The organism is Bradyrhizobium sp. SZCCHNS3016, from assembly GCF_032484535.1.
Classification (GTDB): Bacteria; Pseudomonadota; Alphaproteobacteria; order Rhizobiales; family Xanthobacteraceae; genus Bradyrhizobium.
Genome location: NZ_JAUETE010000005.1, coordinates 96,148 through 113,401, shown reverse-complemented (window position 1 = coordinate 113,401; position 17,254 = coordinate 96,148). Strand labels below are relative to the sequence as shown.

Here is a 17,254-nt window from a genome sequence, read left to right as displayed (position 1 = left end):
ATCTCGTTTGATCCCGGAATATAGTGGTTCCGCGCGTGACCTCGAAAGCGGTTCGCGCTAGATTTCACCATCACGGTCCCGCGAGAATGCCTTGATTCGCCGTGCTCGGCGGGCCACTGATGGGAGTGCAGCCAAGCCGCGGGCCCTGCGGGCTACATCGTCCACGGGATGCGGCGCCTGCCCGACATAAGGAGATGCACCGGGATGCCCATGGATGCCCACGATATCGAGCAGATGATCAAGTCTGCCATCCCTGACGCCCAGGTGACGATTCGCGATCTCGCCGGCGACGGCGACCATTACGCCGCGACGGTGATCTCGGAATCGTTCCGCGGCAAATCCCGCGTGCAGCAGCATCAGCTCGTCTATCAATCGCTGCGCGGCCAGATGGGTGACGTGCTGCACGCTCTGGCGCTGCAGACCGGCGTGCCTGAGCAGCGCTGACCGTTCATTGCAGATCGCGCAGCACGCATCCGGGGGAGATGGCGGTGGACGATCCGCGTGGTGCGCTGTTTCGCGTCATCGAGCCGAACCGGCATAGCCGGGTCACGTTCGTCGAGCTGTTCTTCGATCTCGTCTTCGTCTACGCGGTGACGCAGATCTCGCACTATCTGATCGGCCATTTCTCGCCGCTCGGCGCCGCCCAGACGGCTGTCCTGTTTCTTGCGGTCTGGTGGGTGTGGGTCTACACCGCCTGGGTCACCAACTGGCTCGATCCCGAGAAGGCGCTGGTCCGAGGTCTCTTGTTCGCGCTGATGCTGGCGGGCCTCGTGCTGTCGATGTCGATCCCGCGGGCGTTCGACGACCGCGGCCTGTGGTTCGCGATGGCCTACGCCGCCATGCAGGTCGGCCGGACCGCGTTCTGGTTGACCGCGACGCCGCCGCAGCGATCTGCCGTCCGCCGCAACGCCGCCCGCATCCTCTCCTGGCTCAGTGCCTCCGCCGTGCTCTGGCTGCTCGGCGGCCTTGCCGAGGGCCCGGCGCGGATGGGGCTGTGGGGGGCGGCGCTCACCTTGGAATATGTTTCGCCGGCCGTCCGCTTCTGGATCCCCTGGCTGGGTGCATCCACCGTGGAGGACTGGATGGTCGAAGGCGGCCACATGGCGGAGCGCTGTGCGCTGTTCATCATCATCGCGCTCGGCGAATCCATCGTCGTCACCGGCGCGACCTTTGCCGAGCTCGACTGGACCGGAGCCAACATTGCCGCCTTCGCCAGCGCCTTCATCGGCACGGTGGCGATGTGGGCGGTGTATTTCAACCGCGGCGCCGAGGCGGGATCGGAGGTGATTTCGCAGTCGGCGCAATCCGGGCTGATGGCGCGCTCGGCTTACACCTACTTGCACATGCCGATCGTCGCCGGCATCATCGTGTCGGCCGTGTCGGACGAGATCGTCCTGAAGCACCCGCTCGGGCATGCCGACCTGAATACGGCGGCGACAACGATCGGCGGTCCGTTCGTGTTTCTGCTCGGGACCATCCTCTTCAAGTTCAACATCCGCGGTTTCCTGCAGTTGTCGCACGGCGCTGGACTGCTGGCGCTGATTGGGCTCGGCTGGTTCGCGACCGAACTGTCGCCTCTCGTGCTTTCGGCGCTGACGAGCGCGTTGCTGGCAATCGTCGCCTTGTGGGAGACGCTGTCGCTGCGATCGAAGCCAGAGCCTCACGCCTCGGCGACGAGCGCCTGAACCGAGAACATCTTCTCGGCATCCGTCCACACGGTCCGGACTTTCCAGCCAGACCCACGGGCCAGCGCGCCGAAGCGCTCGATGCTGTATTTGTAGCTGTTCTCGGTGTGGATGCTCTCACCGGCGCGGAACGAGAGGGTGGTGCCGAGCAGCCGTACAGTCTGCGGCTTCCGCGCCACCAGATGCATCTCGATGCGGTGCTGCTCGCGATTGTAGATCGCCCGGTGGACGAAGGCGGACAGGTCGAAATTGCCGCCGAGCTCCCGGTTCATCCGCAACAGCAGATTGAGATTGAAGCGCGCGGTCACGCCGGCCGCGTCGTTGTAGGCGGCATGCAGGACGCGCTCGTCCTTCTCCAGGTCGACACCGACGATCATCAGCGCGCCGACGCCCAGGATCTCGCGCGCCGAGCGCAGGAAGCGGCAGGCCTCGTGCGGCTCGAAATTGCCGATCGTCGATCCCGGAAAGAAGCCGACCTTCGGCTTGCCTTCGATGGCCTCGGGTAGTTTGAACGCCGTCGTGAAGTCGGCGACGACCGGGTGCACGGCGAGCTGCGGGAAGTCGCGGCGCAGGCTGTCGGCCTGTGCGGTCAGGAACTCGCCGGAGATGTCGACCGGCACGTAGGCCGCGAAGCGGCAGCTTTCCAGCAGCAGCCGCACCTTGGTGGTGGCGCCAGCGCCGAACTCGACCAAGGCCGCCTCATCGGGAATGATCGCAGCGATCTCGGCGCCGCGATCCCTGAGAATGCCGAGCTCGGTGCGGGTCGGATAGTACTCCGGCAGCCGCGTGATCTGCTCGAACAGATCCGATCCCGCCGCGTCATAGAAATACTTCGGCGACAGCTGCTTGGGCTGCTGCGCGAGGCCTGCGACCGCATCGCGCGCGAATGCCGACGTCTCGGCGTCGGGAAGGTGAGCGTTGGACAACGTGTTGACGTGCACGTTCATGATACTCTCCTGGACGCGCACGGGCGCGACTGTCGGGAAGCGAATGTGGGTTGATCAGGCGTAGTCGGCGAGCCGGAGCCCGGTGAATTGCCAGCGATGATGCGGATAGAAGAAGTTGCGATAGGTGACGCGGCTGTGGCCTGCCGGCGTCGCGAGCGATGAGCCGCGCAGCACCAGCTGATTGACCATGAATTTGCCGTTGTACTCGCCGAGCGCGCCTTCGATGGCACGATAGCCGGGATAGGGGCTGTAGGCGCTGCGGGTCCATTGCCACACGGTGCCGAAGGCATCGTTGAGCTGGTTGCCACGCACGGCGACCTCCCATTCCATCTCGGTCGGTAGGTGCTTGCCGCGCCAGCGCGCGAACGCATCAGCCTCGTAGTAGCTGACGTGGCAGACGGCTGCGTCAGGATCGACGGTCGTCAATCCGCCCAGCGTCATGATGCGCCACTCGCCCTCGACCTTGTACCAATGACCGGGAGCCTGCCAGCCCTCGCGGCTGGCGGCAGCGAAGCCGTCCATGAGCCAGAGCGTGGCGGTCCGGTAGCCGCCGTCATCCATGAAGGCGAGCCACTCGGCATTGGTGACGAGATTGCGCGCGATCCCGACCGGCCCGACGAGCGCCCGATGCGCCGGCCCCTCATTGTCGAAATGGTAACCATCGCCGGCGTGCCCGACGGTGTGGATGCCTTCGGGGAGGTGGACCCAATCCTTGCCTCGGTCCGTTGGGGACGGAAATGTCCACGATGGATCGTAGGCCGGCGCCGTCGGATTCTGCGCGAACGCATGCAGGATGTCGGTCAGCATCAGCTCTTGGTGCTGCTGCTCGTGATTGAGGCCGACCTCCACGAGCGGCGCCACGGCTGCCAAGGTCGCGGCATCGGCTTGGCCCAGGAAGTCGACCATGGCCGCGTCGACATGCCGGCGGTACGCCGTGATCTCGGCCACCCCCGGGCGGGTGATCAGGCCCCGCTCGCCCCGCGTGTGGCGCGGGCCCGCACTGACGTAATAGGAGTTGAACAGGAAGGCATAATCGGGGTGAAAAGGGGCATATCCTCGGCAGTGCGCGCCGAGCACAAATTGCTCGAAGAACCAAGTGGTATGGGCGCGATGCCATTTGGCCGGACTGGCGTCCGGCATCGACTGGATGACCTGATCTTCCGGGCTCAGCGGGGCCGCCCGGGCTTCGGTCTCGTTTCGGACCGCGAGATACGCCTCGATCAGACTGCCGGCCAGGCGACCCGGCCCAGGGGTTTGCGCAGCGGTGATCTGATGCGGGGCCGGGGCGGACGCTGAACTGGTCACGAGGGTCTCCGTTTGCCGGGAGAAAACGATGTTCGACGGAACAAGTTCCTTTTGGGCGGTTCGTCCTAGATAGGGGCTTGGTTACGGGATGAAACCCTCGTGGCGGCTATAATATTGCTGCCATCAGCCTATGGTCCGGCCGGGTGACTGTGTTGCGGACTGATCCTCGGCATTTTACTTTGGCTGAACAACGGTTTGCGCTACATATAAGACAGTGATGGTCGGCTCTGGACGAAATCCGTCCGGCGGCGACCCGCGCGGCACCGAGCCCCAGGCGTTCCTTGAGGCGCCCTAGAGGAAGCGAAGATGAGCATTGAGCAATTCATTGACAACGAAGTGAAGTCGAACGACGTCGTCCTGTTCATGAAGGGGACACCGCAGTTTCCGCAGTGCGGATTTTCCGGCCAGGTCGTGCAGATCCTGGACCACGTCGGCGTCGGCTATAAGGGCCTCAACGTTCTCGAATCTGCCGAGCTGCGCAACGGCATCAAGACGTTCTCGAACTGGCCGACGATTCCGCAGCTCTATGTGAAGGGCGAGTTCGTCGGCGGCTGCGATATCGTCCGCGAGATGTTCCAGAGCGGCGAACTGCAGCAGCTGTTCACCGACAAGGGCATCCCGGTCGGCACGGCGGCCTCGGCCTGAGCTATCCGCGGACATCCCCCAGCGCAGCGCTGACGGGATTGTCGGCGCCGCGTTGATGGCACGGCGCGGCAGCGTGCGATGTCGAGAGTCAGACTGACGGGCGGGGCTGGCGTCATGGACGGCCTCGTCTCGCGACGCGCGTTGCTCGGCGCATTCTTCGCGGCGCCCATGCTGCTGTGCCTTGCCCGCGCAGGCGCACAGTCGCCGCGCGATCTCGACCGGCGGCGCCTCGAGGCGGTCCCGACCTATTTCCGCGACGAAGTCTCCGCCGGCAACATTCCGGGCGCGGTCGTGCTGATTCGGCAGCACGACAGCCCTGTCCTGCTGCAGAGTTTCGGTGTTCGCGATCCCGCGACGCGCGCGCCGATGACGGAGGATGCGATCTTCCGCATCTACTCGATGTCGAAACCGATCACGTCGGTGGCGGCGATGATGCTGGTCGATGACGGCAGGCTGAAGCTCGATGATGCGCTGGCGAGCTACATTCCCGCCTTCGCTGACGTGAGGGTCGGCGCTGCTCCGGTGGCGCGCCCGATCACCATCCGCGATCTGCTGCGCCATACCTCCGGCATCACCTACGGCTTTTATGGCGAGACGGCCGTGCGCCGGCTCTATGCGAAGGCGCCTCTGTTTGACGGCGACATCGATAACGCCACCTTCGTCGAGCGCCTCGCCAGGCTGCCGCTGGCCGAGCAGCCTGGCACGGCGTGGGACTACGGCCACTCGACCGACGTGCTCGGGCGGGTGATCGAAATCGTCTCCGGCCGCTCGCTCTATGAGTTCGAGCAGGAGCGGCTGCTCGGGCCGCTCGGCATGCGCGAGACGGCGTTCTTCCTCGCCGACCCGAGCCAGCGTAGCCGCGTCGCCGAACCGGCGCCGCGCGACTGGTTCGATCGTCCGATCGCCGGCATCGACGATCCCATTCGGCCCAGACGCTGGGAGTCGGGCGGGGCGGGGATGATCAGCACGATCTCCGACTACGCGCGGTTCGCTCAGATGCTGCTGAACGGCGGTGAGCTTGACGGCCGTCATTATCTCAAGCCTGAGACCGTCGCGGTCATGACGCGGGATCATGTCGTTGGGGCGGGGATTCGTCGTGACGACCTCTATTTTCCTGGCGCCGACAGCGGCTTCGGCTTGGGTTTCTCCGTGCGCATCACGGAGACGCCTCCGGTGCCATCAGGCGAATATGGCTGGGACGGCGTCGGCGGGACGTTCTTCTTCATCGATCCCGCCGACGACCTGTTCGTCATCGTCATGATGCAGGCGCCCTCGCAGCGCGGCCGCATCGCGAGCGATGTGCGGCGGCTGGTCTATGCGACGCTCGCACCATGATCCTCATGCTCCGCGCACGATCTCCCGGACATGGCCGATGGTCTCCTCGATCATGGCTGCGGTCACATCGAGATGGGTGCAGGCGCGGATGCGGCCGTCCATCATCGCGAGCAGCACGCCGCGCTTGCGCAGCTCGGCCACCATCTTGTCGCCGGGCACGCCGGCGCCATCAGGCTTGAAGAACACGAGATTGGTCTCTGGCTCCTGGACCTCGACGCCCTGGATCTGCGACAGCCCGCGCGCCAGCGCCCGTGCATTGGCATGGTCCTCGGCGAGCCGGTCGACATGGTGATCGAGCGCGTAGATGCAGGCTGCCGCGACGATTCCGGCCTGGCGCATCGACCCGCCGAGCCGCTGCTTCCAGCGCCACACCTCGTCGATGAAGGCGGCGCTGCCGGCGAGGACGCCGCCGATCGGCGCGCCCAGCCCCTTGGAGAAATCGATCCAGGCCGAATCCCAGCCCGCCGTCATCTCGGCGGCCGGAATGCCGGTGGCAACCGTCGCGTTGAGCAGCCGCGCGCCGTCCATGTGCGTCGCCATGCCGTTCGCCTTGGCGATCTCGACGATCTCGTCGAGATCAGCCTTCTTCCAGATCGTGCCGCCGCCGATATTGGCGGTCTGCTCGACGCTGACGACGGTCTGCGGCGGCTGGTAGCGCGAGCGCGGATGCAGCGCGGCGCGGAGTGTCTCCGGCGTGAACTGGCCGTCGGGCCCCTTCAACTGCGTCACCTGGAAACCGCCGAGCGCGGCATGCGCGCCGCCCTCGCGCGAGATGATGTGCGCGGTCTCATGCGCGAGGATCTCGTCGCCCGGCCGGCAATGCACCAGGGTCGCAGCGACGTTGCACATCGTGCCCGACGGCATCAGCACCGCGGCCTCCTTGCCGAGCAGCGCGGCGACGCGGCCGCACAATTCATGCACGGTCGGATCGTCGCCGATCTGCTCGTCGCCGACCTCGGCGCGCGCGATGGCCTCGCGCATCGCGGCTGTCGGGCGGGTCTGCGTGTCCGACAACAGATTGACGCGCACGGGCGGCGCCTTGGGATCGCGCGGGGGCGGGGTGTAATACATCGGCAGTCCTCGTTCGGCTTATCACGACCCCGACCTTACCCAACTCGCATCGCCCCCGCAAAACGCGCCTCCTCGACTACGCCGCGCGCGGCGGGTTGAGCCAGATGTCCGGCCGCCGCAACGGCCGGGTCTCGATCGGCTCGGCCACCAGCGGCGGCGCCTCGGTGCAATCGAACACCCAGGGTTCGAGCGGGCTCTGCCGCGACGGTGAAAGAAGCAGCGCGGCGCCCGGGCGTTGCCGCTTGATATTCCAGCCCATGTTCACCGCGGCCCAGCCGACCAGCATGGTGTGCCATTCGTCGGCGAGCTCGCGGGAATCGTCGAAACAGTGGAGAAGCTCGAGCGCGAACGGATCATAGCGAAGCTGCGCGTCGGCAAAGGTGAGCCCGGTGCCGAGATGGCGGATCACATGGGCTGTCGCATCGGACTGGACGTGCCAGCAGGAGCGTTCGAGAATGTCGAAGACCGTCGAAGGGTAGAGGCCGTCATTGAATCGGTAACGGATCCCCGAGGGCCGTGCGCGTAACGGTGAAGCGCTGAGGGGCGGCGCCCGCAACGGCGGCAGAGGCGGAGCACCGACCGCATCGGTCGGCAACGCACCGAAGATGATATTGCGCCTGTTGAACTCCATGGCGAACGCCCCGCTACTTTACAACTGCAGACAGTGAATCACGGGACGGATTCGCTGTCAGCCCAGCTTGGGGCGATTTCGTGGCAGGTGTGGCATTCGGGAATCGGTTCGTCCCATCCGAAAAGAAGCCCAAAAAAGAAAGGCCCCGGCGCGTGCCAGGGCCTTCGGATTATCAGATGGGACCGGACCGCGGTCCGGTCAAGATCAGCGCGAGTAGAACTCGACGATCAGATGCGGCTCCATCTGCACCGCGAACGGCACGTCCGACAGCGCGGGGATGCGGATGAACTTCGCGGTCATCTTGGAGTGATCGGCCTCGATGTAGTCGGGCACGTCACGCTCGGCGAGCTGGGTCGCTTCCAGCACCACGGCGAGCTGCTTCGAGGCTTCCTTGACCTCGATCACGTCGCCCGGCTTGACCTGGTAGCTCGCGATGTTGACCTTGCGGCCGTTCACCTTGATGTGGCCGTGGTTGATGAACTGGCGCGCGGCGAACATGGTCGAGACGAACTTGGCGCGGAAAACGACGGTGTCGAGCCGGCGCTCCAGGATGCCGATCAGGTTCTCGCCGGTGTCGCCCTTGAGACGGCCGGCCTCGACATAGATGCCGTGGAACTGGCGCTCGGAGATGTTGGCGTAATAGCCCTTCAGCTTCTGCTTGGCGCGCAGCTGCACGCCGAAGTCCGAGAGCTTGCCCTTGCGGCGCTGGCCGTGCTGGCCGGGGCCGTATTCGCGGCGGTTGACGGGGCTCTTCGGGCGACCCCAGATGTTCTGGCCCATGCGGCGATCGATCTTGTACTTCGCCTCACTGCGCTTAGTCATCGCGTCCTCTTCGATCAAGTTAGGGTTTGAGGAAACGCGCCCTCCTGTGTGTCCGGAAGCCCGGTCCACCGACAGGCCCATCCCCAAAGCATGAAGGGATGAAGGCCACGGGTCGCGAAACGCAACGCGGGCCGAAACCGGCCCGCGAGCAGGCGGGTTCTACGGGAGAACCTGCCGACTTGTCAAACCGCAACCGGCGCTTTTGCCAGCGAATCACCGCTGCGGCTCTCCAGCAACGGTAATTTTCTGCCGCGCAGCCAGGAATCCGGGTACGGCCTCCGCCGGCCCACGGCCGCACGGGGTTCCGGCCTTCAGCTCGGCCGCGATCTCCCCGTTCAGCACCTGCTCGAGCCGGATTGCGGTCCTGGCCATCATGGCGCCGTCGGTGACCCGGTGGTCCCAGCGGATCAGGATGGCCAGGGTATGGTCGGGCTGGATGACGTCGTAATTGACGATGAACGGTCCCGGGCTCAGGGCCAGCAGCTGGCCGCCACCGCAGGCGGCGACGCTGGTCACGGAGAAATTGCCGAACCAGTTGGCCCGCTGCCGGCCGAAGCTGAGCCCGACCCACCAGGCGAACCGGCGCAGCGGCAACGGCAGCCGGGTCGCCCGCATGATCTTGCGGAACATGGCGACGTCCTCGACCGGCGCCTCCTTGCCCTGCCGGATCACGGCATCGATCTCGGCCAGGGTCATGGTCTCCGGCCCGGAGATGCGCTGCGGCAGCACGCAATCCTCACCATGCTCGACCCGGGCGATGGTGACGGTGGCGACGCTGCGCGGCAGCTCGTAGAAGCAGGGCCAGGGCCATTTGACGTAGAGCGTGCGCAGCACCGGCTCGTCGCGGGCGACCAGGGCGAACGCCTTGACGAAGATCGCGGCGAAACCGGGCGGGCGGACGGCCGCGGCGCGGGCCTCGAGCAGCGGGCCGATATGGATCGTGCGCGCCAGCGACACGAACGGCACGTCACGCGAGGCATGCATCAGATCGATGATCAGACGGCGGTGCAGCGAGATCGGCTTGGTTGTTCCGCGCATCGTGAGATCGATCGCTCCCGCTGGTTTCTGTCTTGGCCGTCTCGCGTGGCCGTTGCTTGGTGGCTCCCGGCCTGGGCCGGTGGCGGGCCTCTGTTAGCACCGGGGCGCCGTGCAGCAAACGCCTCGTTTGAGCGTCAGGGCGCCGGCGAGGCGAGCGGCTTGGTCTTGTCGACCACCCCGAGCCCGGGCAGGGCCGGCGACAGGCCGAAAATGGTCTTTTTCATCATGGTGTTCCCCCCAACTCTTGTTCTTTGTTTGGAACGTGAAGGACCGGCCCAAGCCGGCCGCCGACTCTAGCGCTTGACCCCCTCGAAGCTCGCGGCAATGCCGCGCTGGAACAAGGACCAGTCGAAGCCGAGCGCCAGCGCCAGGTAGCCGCGCTCAATCATTGCATTGGCCTGCTCAGCCGAGCGCGCGGCGCCGCCGATCGGCACGCCCGATCTGAGGATGCCGGCCTCGGCGCGGGCGATCAGGGATTTCACTTCGGGGTCATCGAGCTGGCCGCGCTTGTTGATCGAGGTCGCCAAGTCGCCGGGACCGATCACGGCAATGTCGATGCCGGGGGTGGCCATGATCTCGTCGATGCGCTCGACCGCCTCGACGTGCTCGATCGTCACCATGCAGACCATATCGTCGTCGGCGGTCGCCATGTACTCGGCCATCGACACGTTCCAGCGGAATGGCGCATGGAACGGACCCCACAGACGGTCGCCGTGGGGCGGGTAGCGCACGCTGCGCACGGCTTTCTCGGCGTCCGCGCGGCTCGAGATCATCGGGAAGTTGATGCCGAGAGCGCCGAGATCCATTGGCGCCTTGGCGAGATGCGGCTCGTTGGCGGCGATGCGCACCAGCGGCACGCAGGGCGTGCCTGCGGTGGCCGTGATCATCGCATGCGCCGTCGAGAGATCGATCGGCCCATGCTCGAGGTCGACGATGATCCAGTCGAGCGACTGCGCCATGATACGCACGGTCTGGATGCTCGGGATGGTGGCAATGGCGCCGAACGTCGGCTGCCTGTCGCGCCAGGCCTGCTTGAGGCGGTTGAGCGGTTTGGGCGCTGCAGACATCGGCGGTCTCCGTCAGGCCGGGACGCGGCCGCCAAAATAGGGCGTGAGCGCGCGGCCGAGCTGATGTGGCTTGTTCGAGGTGAAGATCATGGTGGCGCCGCCATCGTCGGGGCCGCTGGCCGGCGGACCCAGCAGGTCGGCGACGCGGCGCGCGATGGCCGGTGCCGGATCGATCCAGGTGACCGGCCAGGGCGCCAGGCATTCGAGCCGGTCGAGCAGCAGCGGATAATGCGTGCAGGCGAGCACGACCGTGTCGGTACGGCCTGCCGGATCGGCGGCCTCGCCCACGAAGCAAGGCGCGATCTCGGCGGCAATGGCCGCGTCGCTGACCTGGGTTCCGCTGAGCGCGGCCTCCGCCAATGACGCGAGTTCCGGCGAGCCGACCAGGGTGACGGTGCAGCCTTGCGCGAAGTCGCGGATCAGCGCGTGGGTGTATTCGCGCGCCACCGTGGCCCTGGTGCCGAGCACCGAGACGCGCCTGGTCTGCGACTGCGCGCAGGCCGGCTTGATTGCCGGCACGGTGCCGACGAAGGGCGTTGGGTAGGCGGCCCGCAGCGGCGCCAGCGTCTGCACCGAGGCGGTGTTGCAGGCGATCACGACGAGGTCCGGCTCGTGCGCGGCGATCAGCTCGCCCATCAGCGGCACCACGCGGGCGATCAGGGCCTGCTCGCTGTGATGGCCGTAGGGGAAGAAGGCGTCGTCGGCGACATAGACGTAATGCGCGTCCGGCCGGGCGCGCACCACCTCGCGCAGCACGGACAGGCCGCCGAGGCCTGAGTCGAAGACGAGAATCGTAGGGCGGTGGGTCACGTGGCGAGTCTACCGGATCGGAGACGGTGATTCAGTCGGTTTTTCTGCGGGATTTGGCGGGAGTGAGGCGCCTGGGTGTGTTCGGGCAGCGGGGGCGAAGGTTCAAAACGCGCATGGGTGTCACGGTGCCTGCCGAAATCTCGGTGTCATCCCGGCGAACGCCGGGATCCATAACCACCGGCGGGGTTGGGCGTGCGAGCTGGACGCTCCAGCGTGCGTCACACGACCGCTGCGGAGTATGGGTCCCGGGTCGGCGCCGCGCCAACGCTGACGCGTTGCCGCAGCTTGCCCGGGACGACAGTGGAGCTTGTAGGGCACAGCATCTCATCCTCGCGCCCGCTTCCGCGTCCGAGTGTTGCTCGTCTGATCGCCCTCTCGAGAATGAGGGTGCGGGGAAGGCCGGGTGCCGGTCGCACCCATGGCCCGCCTGCGAAAAAAATGCAGGCGGCAGGAACCACAGGTACGGGCCGGATCATCCCGGCCTTCCCCGCGCAATGGTTGGAACGGCTTATACGTGCTCTCCCCGGGGATCGGCTTTCTTGCCCCCGTCGCCCGCGCGCTCGTCGAACTTGCGCAACGCACTTGGCATCAGCACCGGGATGCCAGGACCACACGATTTCGCCGTGCGCATCGGATCGTTCGTCGGCATGATCGCTCACGCTGCAACCCGACACGCCCACCGCATCCCGCACCAACGCTCGTGACGATCGCGATGCGCCCCTCAAGTGAGGCGGGATGGACGGAGGATAGCATAAAGTTCTGAAAAACGGAAGAAAAACTTTCGTGCGTTCGGCTGGACCATCCATCTGCCTGTAACGATTTGGAAAACCTGATCTTGGAAGACGGTGATCGCGCCTTGCCTCCCGGTGTCCGGGCGTATTTGCTGGCGAAATGGACGAGGGAGGCTGCCGATTTCAGTGCGATTGCAGCGCCGGTCGACGATTCCAGAGGTCGAGCACGACCGCACCGTCACCGAGGCCGAGCGCCGCCGCGTCGCGCAGGGCCTGATGCAGGCGCGGCTCGACGTGGCCAGGTTGAGCGTGCTGCGAGACAGCTTTGCCGATCTCACGGCGCTACTTCCGCACAGCCTGCCCGAAGGCGCCGCGCCCACCGACGTCGCGCGCACCCTCGGCGCCCTGCAGGCGCAGGCCGCCGAGCAGCTGTCGAAGGTCGCATCGAACCAGCAGCAGATCGCGCAGAAGCGCGCCGAGGCGCAGTCGGTCGAGGCCACGACCGTCAAGATCGACGCCACCCTGCCGTTCCTGCAGGAGACCGCCGACATCCGCCGCAACGCCAGGGAGATCCAGTACGACAACCAGATCGCCTTCAGCGACGCGCAGTCGCGGCTGATCGACCAGCAGAACGAGCGCATCGTGCAGACCCGGCGCCTAGTCGAGATCGAGGCCGCGCGCCTGTCGCTGGAGCAGCAGCTGGCGCAGACCCGCACCGGCTTCGAGCGCCAGGTGCTGTCGGATCTCACCGACGCCGAGAAGAAGGCCGAGGAGCTGACCCAGGACCTCGTCAAGGCCGAGCGCAAGATCGCCGAGCAGGTGCTGCGCGCCCCGATCGACGGCACCGTGCAGCAGCTCGCGCTGCACACCGTCGGCGGCGTCGTCACACCAGCGCAACAACTGATGCTCATCGTCCCTGCCGACAGCCAGCTCGAGGCGGAAGCCATGATCACCAACCGCGACATCGGCTTCGTCAATGTCGGCCAGCCAGCCGAGATCAAGATCGACACCTTCAACTTCACCCGCTACGGCCTCGTCCACGGTAAGGTGCTGAGTGTGTCGCAGGACTCGATCGTCCGCGAGAAGCCGGCGGACAAGCAGAACGGCGGCAAGACTGCCGGCGCCCTCGCCGAGACCAGCGAGCCTGCCGGGCAGGAGTTCATCTACTCGGCGCGGGTGTCGCTCGACGAGAAACAGATGCAGGTCGAGGACGAGATGGTGGCGCTGGCGCCGGGGATGGCGGTGACGGTGGAGATCAAGACGGGTACGAGACGGATCATCGAGTATGTGATGTCGCCGCTGCTACGGTATAAGCAGGAGAGCTTGAGGGAGCGATAGGGATGAGCTGCGAGTTAAAGGCAAGACTGGTTGCCCAGATCGATCAGGGAAAGCGGAAGCTTATGAGCTTGCCTTGCATGAACGTTGCAAATGGTGAGCGGCGCACGTTCGAGAGGCGAGCGCCGAAAATTAGCCGGGTAGGTCGCGCTGTCAGTTGGATGACGTTGAGGATTTGCGCTCTTTGTGCCACTCTTTATTTTGCTTCGTTCGATCAGGCAGCAGCTTGCGCGGTGGCCGGCGCGCAAACGGGAGTGCTCTTTGACCATATACCTACGCAGGTCGATGCGCCCGTCATCTTAGAGGTGACGATCGTCGGCATAGAGGCCGATATCAGCTCTCAAAAATACGGCCGGCTGGCTGTGATGAATGCTCGGGTCGAAAGGGTTGTCAAAGGAACACTCGATCGTGACGCAGTGAAGGTCGTTACATCCATCAGCACCTGTACCCGAATTGGCGTCGGACACGGTTACGTTGCCGGTGTGATTGATCACGACGCCCTGAAATTACGGTGACAGTACACTAAATTGACATCCGCCGCCGAGCGGCGCATGATGCTGCATGGCCCGCCTTGCCCGTGTCGTCATCCCTGGTCTGCCGCACCACGTCACCCAGCGCGGCAATGGCCGCGCGCGGACATTCTTCGGCGACGACGACTACGCGCTCTACCGCGACCTGCTGGCGACGCATTGCGCGGCGGCCGACGTCACGGTGTGGGCATGGTGCCTGATGCCGAACCACGTGCATCTGATCCTGGTGCCGTCGGATGCCGACGGTCTGCGCCGGGCGCTGTCGCGGGTGCATCGCATCTATGCCGGCGTCATCCAGGCGCGCCGCAAGCGCAGCGGGCATTTCTGGCAGGGGCGGTTCGGCGCGGTGGCGATGGACGAGGCGCATCTGGCGGCGGCGCTGCGCTACGTCAGTCTCAATCCGGTGCGGGCGCGGCTGGTGACTCGCGCCCAGGACTGGGTCTGGTCGAGCACGCGCGCGCATCTGCGCGGGCGCGACGACGGCCTGACCGCGCGCGAACCCGTGAAGGCGATGTTCCCGGACATCGCCGGACTCCTGACCCGCGCGCCGGAGGACGAGGAGGCTCTGTTCGCGCGTCTACGCGCCGCCGAGAGCGTCGGCCGGCCGATCGGCAGCGACCGCTTCCTCACCCGCATCGAGAAAATGACCGGGCGCGTGCTCAAGCCGGCCAAACGTGGGCCGAAGCCGGCAGCGGAGGATTGAGCGGGGGACGCTGAAACGAGGCTTGCGCAGTTATGTGCACTGTCACCGTAATTGTCCGTAAACGGAAGACGAAATTTCGGATTTTCTGGTGGTCCGAAAGCATCGCCTATTTTCGGGATCATCCGGCAGAACTCTCCAATGCGAGCTTTCGCGCGCGATACCAAGAGGACGCAGCCTCGACTCTGCGCCATCTCGGTGTCCCCGGGCCTCTGATCGCGCTCCTGTACAAGATCGCCGCGGCGTTGGAATGGCTCCGCCGCGTGAAACATTCGTTTAGGTCGAAAGCGAGCTGATCGTTCTCGGCAGCCGAATTCTGAAACGGAAGACGCAATCCTGACTCCTCATCCTACCGCGGGCGGTCATGCCGGCTGTTTTGACGGCAAACTCGCGGCGACCGAAGCGGGGGGCAGGGCAGCCGCTACGGGAACACCCTGCGGATTTTACATTAGTGTTGACTAATGAATTAGTGATGGCTATTCTTTCTCCATGTTCCAGCCTGAAACCATCACCACCGTCATGCGCGCCTTGGCCGACCCAACCCGGCGTGCGGTGTTCGAGCGCATCGTCGAGGCCGACGAGATCACCGTCGTCGAACTCACCCGCGGCAGCACCGTCACGCAGGGCGCGATCTCCCAGCATCTGAAATCCTTGAAACAGGCCGGCCTGGTCTGCGAGCGCCCCGAGGGCCGCAAGGTCTATTACCGCGCCGAGCCACGCGGCCTGGAGCCGCTGGCCGACTGGATGAGCCATTACGGCGCGTTCTGGCGCGACCGCTTTGCCAATCTGAGAAACCTGCTGAAGGACATCGATCCATGAACCAAGCCGTGAATGCGGACACGCAGGCCATTGTGGTCGAAGACACCTTCCCTCATGCGCCCGAGGTCATCTGGAGAGCCCTGACCAGCGGCGAACTGATCGGTCGCTGGCTGATGGCGCCGAAGGGATTTGAGGCCGTCGTCGGCACTCGTTTCACCTTTCAGACCACGCCGGCGGGCGAATGGGATGGCACCATTCATTGCGAGGTGCTGGAGGTCGTGCCGAACGAGCGGCTGTCCTACGCGTGGAAGGGCGGCCACGCCGGCAATGTCGGCTACGGCGCGACGCTGGAGACGGTCGTCACCTTCAGTCTTTCCAAGGCGGACACCGGCACGCGCCTTCGCCTCGTCCATTCCGGCTTCGTGCTTCCGACCAACGACACCGCCTATCGCAAGATGAGCGAAGGCTGGAAGAAGGTCGTCGAGAAGCTCGATCAGGTCGCCGCCGAACAGGCGTCGTCACAACGGCTGCATTGAATGAAGGAGAGCGACATGACGAGGTCCTATGCCGGCGGTTGCGCCTGCGGCGCGGTGCGCTACGAGATCACGGGCGAGCCGGCCGTGATGCTGGACTGCCAATGCCGGCAATGCCAGCGCGACAGCGGCACCGGGCATCAGTCGCACCTGACCTTCGTCGCGGCGGAGGTGAAAGTCGAAGGCGAGGTGTCGCGTTGGCAGACCACGGGCGACGGCGGCACCGTCAAGCGGCGCGCCTTCTGCCCGACCTGCGGCTCGCACGTTCACCTGACATTTCCCGCGATGCCCGATGTGTTCATCGTTCTGCCGGCGAGCCTCGACGATCCCAGCCGCTACAAGCCGCAACTGGTGTCGTGGACATCAGCCGGATACGCCTGGGATCACCTCGATCCGGCGCTGCCGAAATTCGAGAAGATGCCGCCGCGGTGAGTCTTGGTGCTTGGGGCGAACGAGACGAGCATTTCCTGAGAATCGGCAATTGGCCGTGGGATGAGCTCTCGCCGTCTCCAATGCTGTCATGCTCCGCGAAAGCGGAGCATCCAGTATTCCGCGGCAGAAGATATCGAACCGAAAAGTCTCGGCGTACTGGATCGTCCGCCTTCGGGAACGATGGGTCACGGTGACAGTGCACTAAACTAACGACGGCCTGCGCGGCGGTGGGGCGGTGGCGACTGCGCGCTCTATCTTGCCCCTCCGATGTTGGACCAACCCTTTCCTCGGTTGCTGCATCGAGCCGGGCCGCGCTGGCAGGCGATAGGATTCACAGGAAGCTCGCGGCATCACCGGTTCCCTGGCGGAACATTACGCTCGCGCCTTGAATGTCAACGGTGGGCATCCATATGCCATCCAGCCACCATCCCGGTGGATGGTAGAAATGGATGCCGCTGTGCCCGACAACGTCCACCAACTCCGCGGGAAAGTCCCGGACACCGAGAAGATCACGGTCAATCTCGGTTACGTCGATCTCGGTCAGGTCGATCTGATGGTGCGGGAAGGGTTTTATTCCAACCGCACCGATTTCATCCGAACGGCGATCCGCAACCAGCTCGACCGGCACGCCGACGTGGTCAAGCAGTCGACGGTGCGCAACAGCCTGGACCTCGGCCTGCGGAATTACAGCCGCGCGGATCTCGAAGCGGCGCAACGCGCCGGGCACATGCTCGAGATCAATGTCCTCGGGCTCGCGACCATCGCCGCCGACGTGACGCCCGAACTGGCGCGCGCCACCATCGCCCAGGTCTCGGTGCTGGGCGCGCTGCATGCCACCCCCGCGGTCAAGGCCGCTCTCGCCGACAGAATGAGGTAGC

At 65.5% G+C, this 17,254-nt stretch carries 19 protein-coding genes; 11 read left to right on the top strand and 8 right to left on the bottom strand.

Annotation, left to right across the window (positions count from 1 at the left end):
• Positions 1 to 204: 204 nt before the first annotated feature.
• Positions 205 to 444, top strand: a complete 240-nt coding sequence (locus QW881_RS12365; protein WP_315737357.1) for a BolA family transcriptional regulator — start codon at positions 205 to 207, stop codon at positions 442 to 444.
• Between the two features lie 38 nt (positions 445 to 482).
• Positions 483 to 1,685, top strand: coding sequence for a low temperature requirement protein A (locus tag QW881_RS12360; RefSeq protein ID WP_315759025.1), 1,203 nt, complete (start codon positions 483 to 485; stop codon positions 1,683 to 1,685).
• Here the strand turns inward: QW881_RS12360 and egtD are convergent.
• The gene (gene egtD / locus QW881_RS12355; protein WP_315759024.1) at positions 1,661 to 2,632 is read right to left on the bottom strand and encodes an L-histidine N(alpha)-methyltransferase; all 972 of its coding nucleotides are present in this window, start codon (positions 2,630 to 2,632) and stop codon (positions 1,661 to 1,663) included. The two genes, QW881_RS12360 and egtD, sit on opposite strands and share 25 nt — an antisense overlap.
• A gap of 54 nt (positions 2,633 to 2,686) precedes the next feature.
• Positions 2,687 to 3,937, bottom strand: coding sequence for an ergothioneine biosynthesis protein EgtB (gene egtB, locus QW881_RS12350; RefSeq protein ID WP_315759023.1), 1,251 nt, complete (start codon positions 3,935 to 3,937; stop codon positions 2,687 to 2,689).
• 306 nt (positions 3,938 to 4,243) lie between these two features.
• Between egtB and grxD the strand changes: the two genes are divergently transcribed.
• Together grxD and QW881_RS12340 are read left to right on the top strand one after the other, a co-directional pair.
• Entirely contained in the window at positions 4,244 to 4,582 is a 339-nt protein-coding gene (gene grxD, locus QW881_RS12345) for a Grx4 family monothiol glutaredoxin (RefSeq protein WP_006609190.1), read from the top strand.
• Between the two features lie 114 nt (positions 4,583 to 4,696).
• Complete coding sequence (locus QW881_RS12340) at positions 4,697 to 5,917, top strand: serine hydrolase domain-containing protein (RefSeq protein ID WP_315759056.1); 1,221 nt, start codon at positions 4,697 to 4,699, stop codon at positions 5,915 to 5,917.
• A 3-nt stretch (positions 5,918 to 5,920) separates the two neighbouring features.
• Here the strand turns inward: QW881_RS12340 and QW881_RS12335 are convergent, their stop codons facing one another.
• The 6 genes from QW881_RS12335 to murI all read right to left on the bottom strand — a co-directional run bounded on the left by QW881_RS12335 (position 5,921) and on the right by murI (position 11,356).
• Positions 5,921 to 6,988, bottom strand: a complete 1,068-nt coding sequence (locus tag QW881_RS12335; RefSeq protein ID WP_315759022.1) for a threonine aldolase family protein — start codon at positions 6,986 to 6,988, stop codon at positions 5,921 to 5,923.
• A gap of 76 nt (positions 6,989 to 7,064) precedes the next feature.
• The gene (locus QW881_RS12330; protein ID WP_315759021.1) at positions 7,065 to 7,619 is read right to left on the bottom strand and encodes a hypothetical protein; all 555 of its coding nucleotides are present in this window, start codon (positions 7,617 to 7,619) and stop codon (positions 7,065 to 7,067) included.
• Between the two features lie 204 nt (positions 7,620 to 7,823).
• Positions 7,824 to 8,441, bottom strand: a complete 618-nt coding sequence (gene rpsD / locus QW881_RS12325) for a 30S ribosomal protein S4 (protein WP_011925811.1) — start codon at positions 8,439 to 8,441, stop codon at positions 7,824 to 7,826.
• Positions 8,442 to 8,654: 213 nt separating this feature from the next.
• On the bottom strand, positions 8,655 to 9,479 hold the full coding sequence (locus tag QW881_RS12320; protein WP_315759020.1) for an acyltransferase: 825 nt from the start codon (positions 9,477 to 9,479) through the stop codon (positions 8,655 to 8,657).
• Positions 9,480 to 9,772: 293 nt separating this feature from the next.
• Positions 9,773 to 10,546 carry an HpcH/HpaI aldolase family protein gene (locus QW881_RS12315; protein ID WP_315759019.1) on the bottom strand — a complete coding sequence of 258 codons (774 nt, stop codon included), beginning with the start codon at positions 10,544 to 10,546 and terminating at the stop codon, positions 9,773 to 9,775.
• Between the two features lie 12 nt (positions 10,547 to 10,558).
• A complete protein-coding gene (gene murI / locus QW881_RS12310; protein ID WP_315759018.1) occupies positions 10,559 to 11,356 on the bottom strand; it encodes a glutamate racemase in 798 nt (265 codons plus the stop codon).
• Between the two features lie 917 nt (positions 11,357 to 12,273).
• Here murI and QW881_RS12305 point away from each other — a divergent pair.
• The 7 genes from QW881_RS12305 (at position 12,274) to QW881_RS12275 (ending at position 17,253) form a co-directional block, all read left to right on the top strand.
• Positions 12,274 to 13,425, top strand: a complete 1,152-nt coding sequence (locus QW881_RS12305; protein WP_315759017.1) for an HlyD family type I secretion periplasmic adaptor subunit — start codon at positions 12,274 to 12,276, stop codon at positions 13,423 to 13,425.
• Positions 13,426 to 13,502: 77 nt separating this feature from the next.
• Positions 13,503 to 13,937: a hypothetical protein gene (locus QW881_RS12300; protein WP_315759016.1), complete on the top strand. Its 435-nt coding sequence runs from the start codon at positions 13,503 to 13,505 to the stop codon at positions 13,935 to 13,937.
• 46 nt (positions 13,938 to 13,983) lie between these two features.
• Positions 13,984 to 14,655, top strand: a complete 672-nt coding sequence (locus tag QW881_RS12295) for a transposase (protein WP_315759015.1) — start codon at positions 13,984 to 13,986, stop codon at positions 14,653 to 14,655.
• Between the two features lie 486 nt (positions 14,656 to 15,141).
• A complete protein-coding gene (locus QW881_RS12290) occupies positions 15,142 to 15,471 on the top strand; it encodes a metalloregulator ArsR/SmtB family transcription factor (RefSeq protein WP_315759014.1) in 330 nt (109 codons plus the stop codon).
• Positions 15,468 to 15,947: an SRPBCC domain-containing protein gene (locus QW881_RS12285; RefSeq protein WP_315759012.1), complete on the top strand. Its 480-nt coding sequence runs from the start codon at positions 15,468 to 15,470 to the stop codon at positions 15,945 to 15,947. Before QW881_RS12290 ends, QW881_RS12285 begins: the two co-directional genes overlap by 4 nt.
• A gap of 15 nt (positions 15,948 to 15,962) precedes the next feature.
• A complete protein-coding gene (locus tag QW881_RS12280) occupies positions 15,963 to 16,376 on the top strand; it encodes a GFA family protein (RefSeq protein WP_315759011.1) in 414 nt (137 codons plus the stop codon).
• A gap of 445 nt (positions 16,377 to 16,821) precedes the next feature.
• A complete protein-coding gene (locus QW881_RS12275) occupies positions 16,822 to 17,253 on the top strand; it encodes a CopG family transcriptional regulator (protein WP_409999045.1) in 432 nt (143 codons plus the stop codon).
• The last annotated feature ends 1 nt before the right edge of the window (position 17,254 follow it).